This window comes from Comamonas odontotermitis, assembly GCF_040396735.1.
GTDB classification, from domain to species: domain Bacteria; phylum Pseudomonadota; class Gammaproteobacteria; order Burkholderiales; family Burkholderiaceae_C; genus Comamonas; species Comamonas odontotermitis_C.
In genome coordinates, this window is record NZ_JBEBNZ010000015.1 from 85,637 (window position 1) to 99,499 (window position 13,863).

A 13,863-nucleotide genomic window follows, 5' to 3' on the forward strand; every position below is an offset into this window, starting at 1 on the left:
GCCTGTTTCATGCGTTGCAGGCGTATATCAGGGTTGGTACTTCCAGGTGCCGTTTTCGATCTTGACCATCACCACACCATTCTGGATGCCGAGGTGGTCAGTGGGTGACATGGAGAAAATACCGTGTGCACCAGGCACATTCTTGGTCTGCTCCAGGGCATCGCGCAACGCCGCGCGGAACTCCGGTGTACCAGGCTGCGCCTTTTTCAGCGCCTCGGGCACAGCAGCGAACAGGATCTTTCCTGCATCCCATGCATGGGCGCCAAAAGTGGCCGCAGTGCCCTTGCCATACTTGCCTTCATAGGCCTTGACGTAATCCACGCCCTCTTTCTTGACCGGGTTGCTGTCAGGCAATTGATCGGCCACCAGCACCGGGCCCGCAGGCAGGAAGGTGCCTTCCACGTCCTTGCCGCCTACGCGCAGAAAATCGGCATTGGCCACACCGTGGGTCTGGTAGTACTTACCCTTGTAGCCGCGCTCCTTGAGGGTTTTCTCGGGCAGGGCCGCTGGTGTGCCCGAGCCCGCCACCAGCACCGCATCGGGCTTGGCAGCCATCAGCTTCAATGCCTGACCGGTCACGGACGTGTCGGCGCGCGAGAAGGCCTCGGTCGCCACGATCTTCAGGCCCTTGGCTTCAGCGGCCTTTTTGAATTCCTGCAACCAGCTCTCGCCATAGGCATCGTTGAAGCCGATGTAGCCGACGGTCTTGACGCCACTCTTGGCCATATGGTCTGCAATGGCGCCAGCCATCAGCCCGTCGTTCTGGGGCGTCTTGAAGACCCATTTCTTCCTGTCATCCATCGGCTCGATGATCTTCGCCGAAGCAGCCAGGGTAATCATGGGTGTCTTGCCTTCTGCCACCACGTCGATCATTGCCAGCGAATTGGGCGTGATGCTGGAGCCGATGATGATGTCGGCCTTGCTCTCGCTGATCAGCTTGCGGGTGTTGGAGACGGCTGCGGTGGTGTCGGACGCATCATCGAGAATGATGTAGTTGACCTTCTGCCCACCGATGGTCTGCGGCATCAGCGCAATCGTGTTTTTCTCCGGGATGCCCAGTGATGCAGCCGGGCCGGTTGCCGACAGCACCACACCCACATTGATGTCGGCCCAGGCCGAACCCCACGCTGCAGCCAGTGCAGCAGCAACAATTCCCAGTTTTGCAAAGCGCTTCATATATTGTCTCCTTGAAGATGGCTCTTACTAAACGACCCCTACGATTGCGATGATGGCTGCGATGCAATGGGCAATGTCGGTGCGAGATCCATGGCTATCACAACGGCACAACAATTTAACTTATTAAATAATTTTTCACCAGTATTTTTCAGCGTTTCTGACCTGGGGTTTGCACTGCCCCCACACCTCCCAGAAACAGATCGGCCACAACAGGTGCCATGGTGTCGTAGCTCAAGGCGCCATGGGGCTTGAGCCAGGTGAACATCCAGTTCATCATGCCGAACAACAGCATGGTGAGCGCCTTGGTCAGCCCGGCCTGGTCCGTCTGGGGGCGCAGCTCACGCACAGCGCGTGCCACGCTTTCCACCACCTGGCGTTCACCGTTCAGAATCCGCTCCTGATCCTCTTCATTCAAGAAACGCACATCCTCGGTCAGCACCCGGTGTTCGTTGATGGCATGGGCATACTCCTGTACAAAGCGCTCAATCAACAAGCGCAGGCGAGGCTCGGCAGGCAGTTGCTGATCCACCCCGTCCACCAGCGCAATCAGCCGCGTGATATGCGCATCGCAAATCTCGAGCAACAACGCATTCTTGTCCTTGAAGTAATGGTAGAGCGCCGGCTTGGACAGGCCGCAGGCACTCGCCACCTCATTCATCGAGGTCGCCGCGTAGCCTGCGCGGGCAAACAGCTCCGCAGCCTGGTGCAGGATATGTTCTCTCTGGTCTTCGTAACCGGGTGCCCGTCCTCGAGCCATGGCGTCTTTCCTTGTTGATGGTGGTGGCGCTCATCATGCCTCAAACCATTCCCCCCTACGGGGTGTCAGCGCTCATCAAATGAGAGCACAACGCGCTCTGTCAACGGGTGCGCCTGGCAGGTGAGGATGAAACCATCGGCCACCTCCTTTTTATCCAAGGCGAAGTTGCGCTCCATCCGCACCTCGCCTTCCACCAGCTTGGCCCGGCAGGTGCCGCATACACCGGATGTGCATGAATACGGCACCTCCATGCCAGCAGCAGATGCCGCATCGAGAATGCTGGGTTGCCCTTTGGTAAACGGAATCTCGCGCGACAGGCCATCGCGGATGATCACAATGCGCGCGGCCTCGGCGTCTCCTGGCTTGGCTTCGTGCACCACAGCGCCCACGGTGCCTGCAGCCTGCAGCGCCACGCCGAAGCGTTCGATATGGATGCGCTCTTCCGCAACCCCTGCGGCCAGCAAGGCAGCTTCGGCCTCGTCGTTCATCTGGAAAGGGCCGCAGACATAGACATGGTCGATGCGACCAGCCGGCACCACGCTTGCCAGAAATTCACCGATCTTTTCACGGTTCATCGTACCGCTGTTGATCGGCGCATCGGTGTGCTCGTCGGAGAACACGTGCTGCAGCACCAGACGCGACATGTAGCGGTTCTTGAGGTCTTCGATCTCTTCCTTGAACATGGTCGAGCGCAATGCGCGGTTGCCATAGATCAGGGTGAACCGGCTCGCGGGCTCGCGCGCCAGCACGGTCTTCATGATCGAGAGAATTGGCGTGATACCGCTGCCACCGGCAATGCCCACATGGTGGCGGGCGGCATCGCTTTCGATGGGTACAAAGAACCGCCCTTGCGGCGCCATCACCTGGATGGTGTCACCAGGCTGCAGGTGTTCGTTGATCCAGTTGGAGAACACGCCACCGCGCACCTTGCGCACGCCCACGCGCAACTCGCCGTCATCCACGCCTGCGCAGATCGAATAGGAACGGCGCAGGTCCTGGCCATCGATATTCGCGCGCAAGGTCAGGTACTGGCCCTGGGTAAAGCCAAATACTTCGCGCAGGTCCGTTGGCACGTCAAACGACACCACCACCGCCTCTTGCGTATCCGGCTCGATCTTGCGCACGCGCAACGGATGGAAACTGATGCTCATAGTGGATTCCTCAACTCAAATAGGCTTGAAGTGCTCAAAGGGTTCGCGGCAAGCCAGGCAGCGGTACAAGGCTTTGCAGGCAGTCGCACCAAAGGCGGACAGCCGCTCTGTCTGTGCGCTTGCACAGCGCGGGCATGCGGGTGCTGCGGTATTCATGCTGCGGCCGAAGAACCGGATCGGCACTGCGGCATCCTTGTCCACCATGCCTGGCGGCGCGATGCCGTACTCGGCCAGCTTGCGCCTGCCTTCTGCACTGATCCAGTCCGTCGTCCAGGCCGGTGCGCGGCGCAAGGTCACCCACGCGGGGCCCAGGCCTGCGGCATCGATGGCGGCCAGCACATCACTCTCGATCACCTCGGTCGCAGGGCAGCCCGAGTAGGTCGGCGTCAGCACGATCTCCAGCCCCGCCTCCCCGGCAACCACGTCGCGCACAATGCCCAAATCGCACACCGATACGGCAGGCACCTCGGGGTCCAGCACGGTGTGGAGCACTTTCCAGGCGGCACTCACCCGGGCGTCCTGCGCAAGCTCAGTTGCCTGCATCACCATGCTCCTGCGGGAAAGGCGCGCTGCAGATATTGCATATCGGCCAGGATGAAGCCCATGTGTTCGCTGTGGCGACCGCGCTTGCCTTCGCTCAGAAACTGCGTCGCTGCAGGCTCTGCCAACTGTGCCTCAGCCAGCACTTCGCGCATTTGTGCATACCAGTCATCCTTCAATGCGGACCAGCGCGGGCCCCAGCCAGCATCTGCGGCGGCCTCGTCAGCTGCGTCGGTATCAAACAGCTCTGGCGCATAGCGCCACAGTTGCTTGATCGCAGCTTCCATGCGGGTGCGTGACTCGTCCGTACCATCACCCAGCCGCACCACCCAGTCTGCGGAGTGCTGCTGGTGGTAGCGCACTTCTTTCACGGCCTTGGCGGCAATGGCACGCAGTTCTTCATCGCAGCTCTCCACGCTCACCCGCTCCCACAGCAGCTTCAGCCACGTGGCGAGCATGGTGTTGCGCAACACGGCGAATGCAAAATCCCCGCGCGGCAACTCGGCCAGCGTCACATTGAAGTAATCGCGTTCATTGCGCAGGAAAGCCAACTGGTCTTCGTCATGGCCACCCCCTTCCACCTGCCCGGCCCGTGTGAGCACGGCGCGCGCCTGCCCGATCAGATCGAGCGCAATGTTGGACATGGCGATGTCCTCTTCCAGGACCGGTGCATGGCCACACCATTCACTGATGCGTTGGGCCAGGATCAGACAGCTGTCACCGATGCGCAGCAGGTATTGCGTCGCGGGCGTGAGGGCAAGTTGTATGGATTCAGCAGGCATGGTTTCTCCCGGGATCACATGTGATCCACTTCCTTGGGCAACTGGAAGAAGGTGGGGTGGCGATACACCTTGTCTTCCGCAGGATCGAAATACATGTCCTTGTCACCGGGATCGCTCGCCACAATCTGTTCGGACTGCACCACCCACACGCTGCAGCCTTCCTGCCGACGGGTGTACACATCACGCGCCATCTGGATGGCCATTCTGGCGTCCGCTGCATGCAGGCTGCCGCAGTGCTTGTGGTCCAGGCCTGCCTTGCTGCGCACAAATACCTCCCACAGAGGCCATTCCTTTTTGATGCTGTCGTTCATGCGGCCTCCTTGATGGCGCGACTCTGTTGTTTGCGGGCGTGGGCCAGCGCTGCTTCGCGCACCCAGGCCCCGTTGTCCCAGGCTTGCACACGGGCACCCAACCGCTCCTGGTTGCAGGGCCCGTCTCCGGCGATCACGCGCCAGAATTCATCCCAGTCGATGGGCCCGTGGTCATGGGCACCACGCGCCTCATTCCATTTCAGCTCCGGATCCGGCAGAGTCACGCCCAGAATCTGTGCCTGCTCCACGGTCGCGTCGATGAACTTCTGGCGCAGCTCATCATTGGAGACACGCTTGATGCCCCAGCGCATCGATTGCGCACTGTTGGGTGATTGGTCATCGGGTGGGCCGAACATCATGATCGACGGCCACCACCAGCGGTTGACCGCGTCCTGCACCATGTCCTTCTGTGCCTGGGTGCCGTTCTTCATCATCGTGAGCAGCGCATCAAATCCTTGGCGCTGGTGAAAGCTCTCCTCGCGGCAGATGCGGATCATGGCGCGTGCATACGGGGCATACGAGCAGCGGCAGATCGGCACCTGGTTCATGATGGCCGCGCCATCCACCAGCCAGCCGATGGTGCCGATATCGGCCCAGGTCAGCGTGGGGTAGTTGAAGATGGAGCTGTACTTGGCCTTGCCGCTGTGCAGCGCGTCGAGCATCTGGTCACGCGAGGTGCCCAGGGTTTCAGCCGCCGCGTACAGATACAGGCCATGGCCGCCCTCGTCCTGCACCTTGGCCAGCAGAATGGCCTTGCGCTTGAGGGTGGGCGCACGGCTGATCCAGTTGCCCTCGGGCAGCATGCCGACGATCTCCGAATGCGCGTGCTGGCTGATCTGGCGCAGCAAGGTCTTGCGGTAATGGTCGGGCATCCAGTCCTTGGCTTCGATGAACTCGCCCGCGTCGATGCGCTCATCAAAGCGCTCCTGCAGGTGCGCCTCTTGGGCGGAGCGAACGGGCTTGTTGCCGTCTCCCGGCTCTTTACCCATGGTGTCCATGGCTTGGGTGTACATGGTGAACCTCCTCAAGTGTGTGGGTCGTACTGGATTTGCTCAATAGCGGAGCACCTGAACCGATGTGGCGCGGCGATCCACTTCGGCAGCCGTCAGCGCTTCGCGCTTGCAGCCAAAGTTCTTGAACAGCTCCATCTGATCGGCGTAATGCGGCGATTTGGTGCCATCCGGCGCAACAAAGCCACTTTGGCCGGGTGGTGCAGCAGTGCACAGGCTCACGCCCTTGGCACCGAGCACCACCTTGTCGTTCTGGGTACCGCGGTTCATATAGCTTGGCAGCGTGAGCAACTCATCGGCATTGGCTTGCGGCGCACCGATGAAGTTCTTGGTCAGAAAAACATGCCGGGTGACAGGCGTACGCCATGCGGCGGTATCCGCGCCATGGCGCTGCTCCAACGCTTTCACGGCTTCGGCCAGCGTAGCGCGCAGTACTGCGTTCTTATCCCTGCCATTGAAGAAGTCAAAGGTCTGCGGCACACCCGCCTTGGCACCTAGGAGCGCGTTGTAGACCAGCTTGAGCCCATTGCCTGGCCGAATGCTCGCCACCTGCGTATCGCCTGCATAGCCGCCACCTGCATAGGCGGCAAACACCTCAGGCGGCAGATCATCGGCCAATACGGTCTTGAAAAGAACCGGCAGCCAGGTCATCATCAGCGTCGTGGCCGGGCTGTCATAGCTGCCGCGCTCCGATGGGTCTTCATTGAGCATGTTCCAGCCAGCCAGAAGTTGCGCTGCGCGGCGGGCCGGATCATTGGGCGGCAGGCCGCGCGTGGCCTCGGCGACAAAGGGCAGCAGATAGCGCGCATTGGTGTCTGCGTAGGCGGTGGCACGGTTGAGGTCCCACAACTCCTCGGGGGTGAGACGGGCCTTGGCATTGAGCCTGGCGCTGAATTCGTGCACACGGTCCACCACCGAATAGTTGCCGCCGTCACTCACGGCGCCGGGTGCCGACTGGTTGTTCCAGTTCACCACATAGCCCTGCTCCGGATTGAGCACCTGCGGGTCCTCGCGGAAGGGCCGGATGCCTTCCCACTCCATGGAACCGTCGCCCAATGCAGGAAGGCGGATGTCCTGGTGTGCAGGGCGGATCGGCAGGCGACCGGGCGACACGTAACCGATGTTCCCTTCGGTGTCTGCGTAATACCAGTTGATGGTGATGGCCACGCGCGAAGCCTGGGCCAGCCATTGCTGCCAGTTCTGCGCCCGCATCGAGTGGATCCAACCCAGCAGGGACTCCAGCTCGTAGCCGTCCCAACTGCGCTTCATCGAGTAGGCAACGCCGTTGGGTATGTCGAAGTTGGTGACCGTGCCATGCACCGTCGAAAAAATATCCAGGCTCTGGTCGGCTTCTGCCTTGACCTTGATGGTCTCGGTACGCTTGGCCATGGCCCGCATCGTGCCGTTGAAACGGTACTCATGTGGATTGGCCGGGTTCAGCTGCTCCTGGTACATGTCGTTCACATCCAGCGGGCCCGCTGTGGCGCCCCAGGCGATCTTGCCGTTGGTGCCGAACAGCACCACAGGGTGCGCAAAGGGGGTGTTTCCGGTCACATCGAAACCTGCGCCGTGCAGGCCGATGCCAAACACGTATGACGGGTTGAACCAGTTGAACTGCGGCCCATTGATGAAGACCGTGCTGCCGTCACTCGTCTTTTGGGGGCCGGCGATCCAGAGGTTGCTGGCAATTGGGCGCTGCCAGGGCTGCGCAACGCCTCGGTGCGCGGCATCCATTTCGTCGCGCGCTGCCAGCAATTCTGGCGAGACGGGCGCAAGCCTGGCCAGGTGCCCGTCATTCGCTACAACCTGCCGGATGGCACCATTGATGCGAGGCACCGTGGTAGGAGCCAGGAGGTCTTCCACCCAGCGGATCTGGTCGAACAACTGCCTGCCCTGCACATCGCCCTTGGCCTTGCGCAACTGCTCCAGCAGGCGCAGATTGGCGAGCTCGCTGCTCACATTGGAATAGCGGTTGGCCATGGTGCCGACCCAGATCATGGCCACGTCGTAGCCCGTCCAGTCGGCCTTGGGCTCAAAGCCGGCGTCGATGAACTGCCTTGGCAACAGGGTGGCACGCGCTGCCAGCACCTCGTTCACGCGGGCATTGAAGCCGGCGGCATAGCCATCGAAGATGGCCTTGTCGTCTGGTGACAGACGGGCCATCTGGCCTCTGATCGATTCCGGCGAGAAACTGGCACGGCTGCCCTTGTCGAGCGCGACGTAGGCAGGCCCCATTACTTCGGAGACGGTGCCCAGTACAGCGCGGCGCGCCATCTCCATCTGGAAAAGGCGGTCTTGCGCCACTGCATAGCCAAAGCCATGGAACAGTCCACGCACGTCATTGGCGTATACATGCGGCACACCAAAGTCATCACGCTTGATGGTGACCTGGCCATGCGTCGTTGCAGCGCCCATCGGGGCAATCGCGGTCGAGGCACAGCCCACGGCCAGCAATGCGGCAGCAGTGATCAGGGAAATGCGGCGGAGCGTGAAGTTCATGGGGCTGGCCTGTGGCAGGGAATCGAGTTGAACAATGGTCTGTCAGGCCATCAACGGGGCCGCTTGTCGAACACGCGCCGGGCCTTGCCGGTCTGCGTGCGCTCAATGCCGTCCGGATCGAACACCCGCACCGTCGTGGAGATGCCCACCAGCGTCTTGATGCGGTGCTGCACCCATTGCGCGATTTCAGTGCGCTCGCCATCGGCCATGCCGCGCAGCGCGGGCACCAGTTCGCAATGCACCTCCACAGTGTCCAGCAGCCCTTCGCGGTTGATATGCAGTTGGTACACGCCGGTGAGCTTCTGGTGCGCCAGCACAATCTCTTCCACCTGGGTGGGAAAGACATTGACGCCACGGATGATCATCATGTCGTCGCTGCGCCCCACAATCTTTCCCATGCGGCGGAAGGAGCGCGCCGTCGGCGGCAGCAGGCGCGTCAGATCACGTGTGCGGTAGCGGATGATGGGCATGGCCTCCTTGGACAGGGAGGTAAAGACCAGCTCGCCTTCTTCGCCATCGGCCACCACTTCGCCGGTATCCGGGTTGATGATCTCCGGGTAGAAATGGTCTTCCCAGATGACCGGGCCGTCCTTGGTTTCCACGCATTCACTGGCCACGCCGGGGCCCATCACTTCAGAAAGGCCATAGATATCCACGGCATCGAGCCCTGCCTTGTGCTCGATATCCTTGCGCATGGCTTCGGTCCAGGGTTCGGCGCCAAAGATGCCGATCTTGAGCGAGCTGGCGGCAGCGTCCAGCCCCTGGCGCTGGAACTCTTCCACCAGCACCTGCATGTAGCTGGGCGTCACCATGATGATGTCAGGCTTGAAATCGGTGATCAGTTGCACCTGCTTTTCCGTCTGTCCGCCCGACATGGGCACCACGGTGCAGCCGGCGCGTTCTGATCCGTAGTGCGCCCCCAGGCCACCAGTGAACAGGCCGTAGCCATAGGCCACATGCACCATGTCGCCCTGGCGCCCACCGGCTGCACGAATGGAACGCGCCACCAGGTCAGCCCAGGTATTGATGTCCTTGAGCGTGTAGCCCACTACGGTCGGCTTTCCTGTCGTGCCGCTGGAGGCATGCACACGTGCCACCTCGTTGCGTGGCACGGCAAACATCCCGAAGGGGTAGTTGTCGCGCAACTCTTTCTTGGTGGTGAATGGAAACTTGGCCAGGTCCTGGAGACTCTTCAGATCCGACGGATGCACGCCTTTGGCATCAAAGGCCTGGCGGTAGTGCGGTACGTTGTCATAGGCATGCTGCAGCGACCAGCGCAGGCGCTGCAGCTGCAAGGCCTCGATTTCGTCGCGGCTGGCCGTCTCTATGGGGTCGAACACGCTGGCTGGGGAAACTCGGTCATTCATGTTGGGAACCTCTAGGCATCTTGACAATCAGTCTTGGGCGGGTACGGTCTGCTTGCCCTTCATGCGGTATGAACGCCCCCGGAACAGGGCGATCACCTCTCCCGCCCCATTGCAGATCCGTACGTCGTACACACCGGTCCGACCCGCCTGTGAAACCTCTCTGGCTTCGGCCACCAGCACGTCGCCCGGCTTGCCGGGCGCTACAAAATCCACCGACAGGCCCGATGCCACCGTCATTTCGTTGTAGCTGTTGCAGGCGTAGGCAAAGGCGGTGTCGCCCAAGGTCGTGATATAGCCCCCATGGCAGATGTCAAAGCCATTGAGCATGTCGCTGCGCACCGCCATCTCGATGGTGGCCTCGCCCGGCGCCATGTGGGTGACGCGCATGCCCAGCCCCTGCGCAGCACGGTCACGGGCAAACATCCCGTCGCGCACGCGCTCGGCGAGCTGTTGCGAAGTCATCATGTTGGAAGCGTTGGCATCCATGGTCAATCTCCAAAACAAGCAGGACGCATCAGCGGTCGCTGAAAGCAGGTGCGCGCTTGGCCATGAAGGCCGCAACCCCTTCCAGGTAGTCGTGGGCGCTGCCCAGCCGCTTTTGCTCGCGCGCTTCCAGTGCGAGCGATGCGGAAAATTCGAGGTCTTGCGCCGCATCCATGGCGCGGCGCGTGGTCACGAGGGCCTGGGTCGGCATGGAAGCAAGGCGGCTGGCAAGGATTTCCACCTCCGCCAGAAAGGCGGTATCCGGCACACACCGCCATATCAAGCCGATGCGCTCTGCCTCGGCTGCGGGCAGCTTGTCACCCAGCAATGCCAGGCCCAGTGCGCGCTGGCGTCCCACCAGGCGCGGCAGCAGCCAGGTGCCGCCACTGTCGGGCAGCAAGCCAATCTTGGTAAACGCCTGGATGAAATTGGCCGACTCTGCCGCCACCACCAGATCACAGCACAGCGCGATATTGGCGCCCGCGCCAGCCGCCACGCCATTGACCGCTGCAATCACCGGAACAGGCATGGCGCGCAACTGCTCGCACAGGGGCCGGTAGTGGCGCTCGATCAGCACGCTCAAATCCGTAGGCTCCTGGCCTGCGGGCGCTGGTGCCGCACCCTCATCGGCCAGATCCTGCCCTGCGCAGAAACCGCGCCCGGCCCCAGTCAGCACCACGCAGCGCACGTCGGCATCGGCAGCCGCTGCCTGCAAGGCAGAGGCCAGCGCGCGGTGCATGGCCTGCGTGAAGCTGTTGAGCGCCTGCGGGCGATTGAGCGTAATGATGCATACGCTGCCCCGGCGCTCCTGCAGCACCAGCGGTTCGCCGGATGGATTCGTGGTTGGGCTCGCTTCTGGCATGTCCGTGCTTTCTACAACGTGGTACCTGGCTGGCTTTTGTCGTTGATGTCGATCAAAATTCAGCAAATCTCTTTGACCGACCGTTCGGTAAATAATATACTGATTCTCAGGTGTTGATGCAAGTCATAAAAGACTCAGAGAAAACCCGCAGTCGCCAAATAATTTGCCTTGGCTCATGCGGTGGCCTTCTGGCGTCCATTGCAGCATTCGCACCCCACCACCACCCACCCGGAGACATGCATGACCTTGTTTGACAAGCACCAAGCCTTGCTGGACCAAGCCGTCCGCGCCGCCAAGACCCGCGAATACTGGAGCGCCTTTCCCGAAAACCCTTCGCCCAAGGTGTATGGCGAAACGGCGCAGGCTGACGGCCAGGCCGCCGCCCAGGCATATTTCAACAGCGACTTTCCGCTTGAGCAGACCGCTACACGCGGCTGGGTGGCGACCGAGCAATCGCCGTACGGCGTGGCGTTGGATGTGCGCTACCCCGATTGCGCACCAGCAGATCTCGTGGCTGCGGCACAGGCGGCGGAGCCCGGCTGGCAGGCGCTGGGCGCGCAAGGCCGTGTCGGCCTGCTGCTGGAGGCGCTCACCCGCATCCACCAGCGCACGCATGAGATCACCCATGCCGTCATGCTGACCAGTGGCCAGGGCCCGATGATGGCCTTCCAGGCAGGTGGCCCGCATGCGCAGGACCGCGCACTCGAAGCCATTGCCTATGCATGGATGGCGCAAGCTGACATTCCTGCATCCGCGCACTGGGAAAAGCCGCAGGGCAAGAACCCGCCCCTGGTCATGCAAAAGCATTTCGAGGTGGTGGGACGCGGCATCGGCCTGGTGCTGGGTTGCGCCACCTTCCCCACCTGGAACACCTATCCCGGCCTGTTCGCCAGCCTGGCGACCGGCAACCCGGTCATCGTCAAGCCGCACCCCAATGCCGTGCTGCCCATGGCGGTCACCATTGCCATCCTGCGTGATGTGCTGCGCGAGCAAGGCCTGGACCCCAACGTGGTACAACTGGGCCTGTGTCCCCATAACGAAGACACGCAGGCGCTCGCAACCAATCCTGCGGTGGCGCTGATCGACTTTACCGGCAGCACCGCCTTTGGCAACTGGCTGCTGGACAATGCCAAGCAGGCACGCGTGTATGCGGAAATGGCTGGGGTCAACACTGTCATCCTCGAATCGGCCAGCGATTACGCGGCCACCATGAAGAACCTCGCCTTCACGCTGGCGCTGTACAGCGGACAGATGTGCACCACCACGCAGAACATCCTGATTCCGCAGGACGGTATCGCCACCAACGAAGGGCACAAGAGCTTTGACCAGATCGGCCAGGACCTGGGCGCAGCGCTGGCCTCCCTGCTGGACGATCCGCGCGTGGCCACTGCGGTACTGGGGGCGATTGCATCGCCTGCCACATCCGAGCGAATTGCGGCTTCTGCGCAAGTAGGCCGCGTGGTACACGCTTCACAAAAGATAGCGCACCCGCAGTTTCCGCAAGCGGTATTGCAGACGCCGCAACTGGTCGCGCTGACCGAGGCCGACGGCGCCATCTACAACCAGGAATGCTTTGGCCCGGTGGCGTATCTGGTGGCGGTCAAGGATGGTGCAGCAGCCCTGTCCGTTGCGCAGAATACCCTGCAGCAGCATGGCGCGCTCACGCTGGGCGTGTACTCTCAGGACCCGGCATATATCGATCAAGCCGTGCGGGTCAGCCTGCGCGGCAGGGTGGCGCTGTCCATCAATCTGACACAGGGCATTTACGTCAACCAGTCGGCGGCGTTCTCCGATTTCCATGCCACCGGCGGCAATCCGGCTGCCAACGCCAGCTACACCAACCTGGCCTTTGTGGCAGACCGCTTTGTGGTGGTGCAACGCCGCGCTCACGTGTAACGCGGTCTATCAATGAAAAAAGCTGCCAGCGCTCACTAATCAGGCGCTGGCAGCTATCATTTTTGATTTGGCTATCACGGCCATGATGGCCGGTGCATATTGCCTGGCGCTTACAGGCCCAGCGCGCGCAGGTCCGGCTTGCCATCCTTCATGGGTGGACACCAGTAGTACGAATTCTTCACCGGATTGGACATCTGGAACAGGCCATCGACAATGCCATCCTCCTCACCTGCCATGCGGCGCATCTGCGCCTCAAAAGCGTAGAAACTGCGGCCGAAGCCCGCAAAGATGGTGCCGATCTCGTCGCTGCCATCCGCCTTGACTCGCCACCAGGGCATGTTGCGCCGCAAAATGAACGCCTCGGGCGTAAAGCTCTCCTGTGCGGTGCGCTTGACGTGGGCGGACTCGGGCGCATCTTCCAGCTCCTCGTTGTCCGACAGGCGGCGGCCAATCATGTGGTCCTTCTGCAGGGCCGTCATGCGTGCAAAGGCTTCCTGGTCGTGCAGCCATTCCTGCACCGCAAAGTAGCTGCCGCCATCCAGCCCCTGCCCCATGCCATCTGCAATGGCTGCGTGCACGGCCTCGCCATCCTTCGGGTTTTCGGTGCCGTCTTCATAGCCCGTCAGATCGCGCACCACATCCTTGCCATTCCATCCGTGGCGGAAGCAATCGAGCACCTGAACGCAGGTGAATGCAGGCGCCAGAAAAGCAGCCGCCTCGCGCGACGCCTTGAGCAGGTCGCCCTGCTCACCGCCGCGCAGCCACAGGCACAGCGCGTGCGGCGTCAGCGGCAACTCGCCCTTGGGCCCCTTGATGGAGGGAAAGTTGCGCAGCCCCGGTACCTGCACGCCCAGCAATTGCGCCAGCGGCTCGCCCAGGGCCACCACGGCATTCACGCCATCGGCCCAGTTCTGCAGTTGGCCAAGCGCCGTGCGCACGGCTGCCGCGTCACCGGACACGTTCCAAAATTGGTAGCGGCTGACCGCTGGCAGATCTTGCAGGATTCCTGGCTGGTGTAATGGCTTCATG

General features: G+C 61.9%; 13 protein-coding genes. 1 reads left to right on the forward strand and 12 read right to left on the reverse strand.

Annotated elements, in window-relative coordinates:
* Positions 1-27: 27 nt before the first annotated feature.
* The 11 genes from ACH2DG_RS14125 to ACH2DG_RS14175 form a co-directional block, all read right to left on the reverse strand.
* Positions 28-1,176, reverse strand: a complete 1,149-nt coding sequence (locus tag ACH2DG_RS14125) for an ABC transporter substrate-binding protein (protein WP_395026896.1) — start codon at positions 1,174-1,176, stop codon at positions 28-30.
* 148 nt (positions 1,177-1,324) lie between these two features.
* Entirely contained in the window at positions 1,325-1,933 is a 609-nt protein-coding gene (locus ACH2DG_RS14130; RefSeq protein ID WP_395026897.1) for a TetR/AcrR family transcriptional regulator, read from the reverse strand.
* A gap of 65 nt (positions 1,934-1,998) precedes the next feature.
* Entirely contained in the window at positions 1,999-3,084 is a 1,086-nt protein-coding gene (gene paaE, locus ACH2DG_RS14135) for a 1,2-phenylacetyl-CoA epoxidase subunit PaaE (RefSeq protein ID WP_395026898.1), read from the reverse strand.
* Between the two features lie 15 nt (positions 3,085-3,099).
* Positions 3,100-3,627, reverse strand: a complete 528-nt coding sequence (paaD, locus tag ACH2DG_RS14140; protein ID WP_395026900.1) for a 1,2-phenylacetyl-CoA epoxidase subunit PaaD — start codon at positions 3,625-3,627, stop codon at positions 3,100-3,102.
* Positions 3,627-4,406 (reverse strand): 1,2-phenylacetyl-CoA epoxidase subunit PaaC, encoded by a 780-nt coding sequence (gene paaC, locus ACH2DG_RS14145; protein WP_395026901.1) that lies wholly within the window; start codon positions 4,404-4,406, stop codon positions 3,627-3,629. The genes paaD and paaC overlap by 1 nt, the downstream gene beginning before the upstream one ends.
* 14 nt (positions 4,407-4,420) lie before the next feature.
* A complete protein-coding gene (paaB, locus tag ACH2DG_RS14150) occupies positions 4,421-4,717 on the reverse strand; it encodes a 1,2-phenylacetyl-CoA epoxidase subunit PaaB (RefSeq protein ID WP_395026903.1) in 297 nt (98 codons plus the stop codon).
* Positions 4,714-5,730 (reverse strand): 1,2-phenylacetyl-CoA epoxidase subunit PaaA, encoded by a 1,017-nt coding sequence (gene paaA / locus ACH2DG_RS14155; protein WP_395026905.1) that lies wholly within the window; start codon positions 5,728-5,730, stop codon positions 4,714-4,716. The genes paaB and paaA overlap by 4 nt, the downstream gene beginning before the upstream one ends.
* A gap of 39 nt (positions 5,731-5,769) precedes the next feature.
* A complete protein-coding gene (locus tag ACH2DG_RS14160) occupies positions 5,770-8,226 on the reverse strand; it encodes a penicillin acylase family protein (RefSeq protein ID WP_395026907.1) in 2,457 nt (818 codons plus the stop codon).
* Positions 8,227-8,276: 50 nt separating this feature from the next.
* Positions 8,277-9,593, reverse strand: coding sequence for a phenylacetate--CoA ligase PaaK (gene paaK, locus ACH2DG_RS14165; RefSeq protein WP_395026909.1), 1,317 nt, complete (start codon positions 9,591-9,593; stop codon positions 8,277-8,279).
* Between the two features lie 27 nt (positions 9,594-9,620).
* A complete protein-coding gene (paaI, locus tag ACH2DG_RS14170) occupies positions 9,621-10,079 on the reverse strand; it encodes a hydroxyphenylacetyl-CoA thioesterase PaaI (protein ID WP_395026911.1) in 459 nt (152 codons plus the stop codon).
* Between the two features lie 28 nt (positions 10,080-10,107).
* The gene (locus ACH2DG_RS14175) at positions 10,108-10,938 is read right to left on the reverse strand and encodes an enoyl-CoA hydratase-related protein (protein ID WP_395026912.1); all 831 of its coding nucleotides are present in this window, start codon (positions 10,936-10,938) and stop codon (positions 10,108-10,110) included.
* 240 nt (positions 10,939-11,178) lie between these two features.
* Here ACH2DG_RS14175 and paaN point away from each other — a divergent pair, with 240 nt between their 5' ends.
* Entirely contained in the window at positions 11,179-12,834 is a 1,656-nt protein-coding gene (gene paaN, locus ACH2DG_RS14180) for a phenylacetic acid degradation protein PaaN (RefSeq protein ID WP_395026914.1), read from the forward strand.
* A 110-nt stretch (positions 12,835-12,944) separates the two neighbouring features.
* Here the strand turns inward: paaN and ACH2DG_RS14185 are convergent, their stop codons facing one another.
* Positions 12,945-13,862: a Dyp-type peroxidase gene (locus ACH2DG_RS14185; protein ID WP_395026916.1), complete on the reverse strand. Its 918-nt coding sequence runs from the start codon at positions 13,860-13,862 to the stop codon at positions 12,945-12,947.
* Position 13,863: the final 1 nt, after the last annotated feature.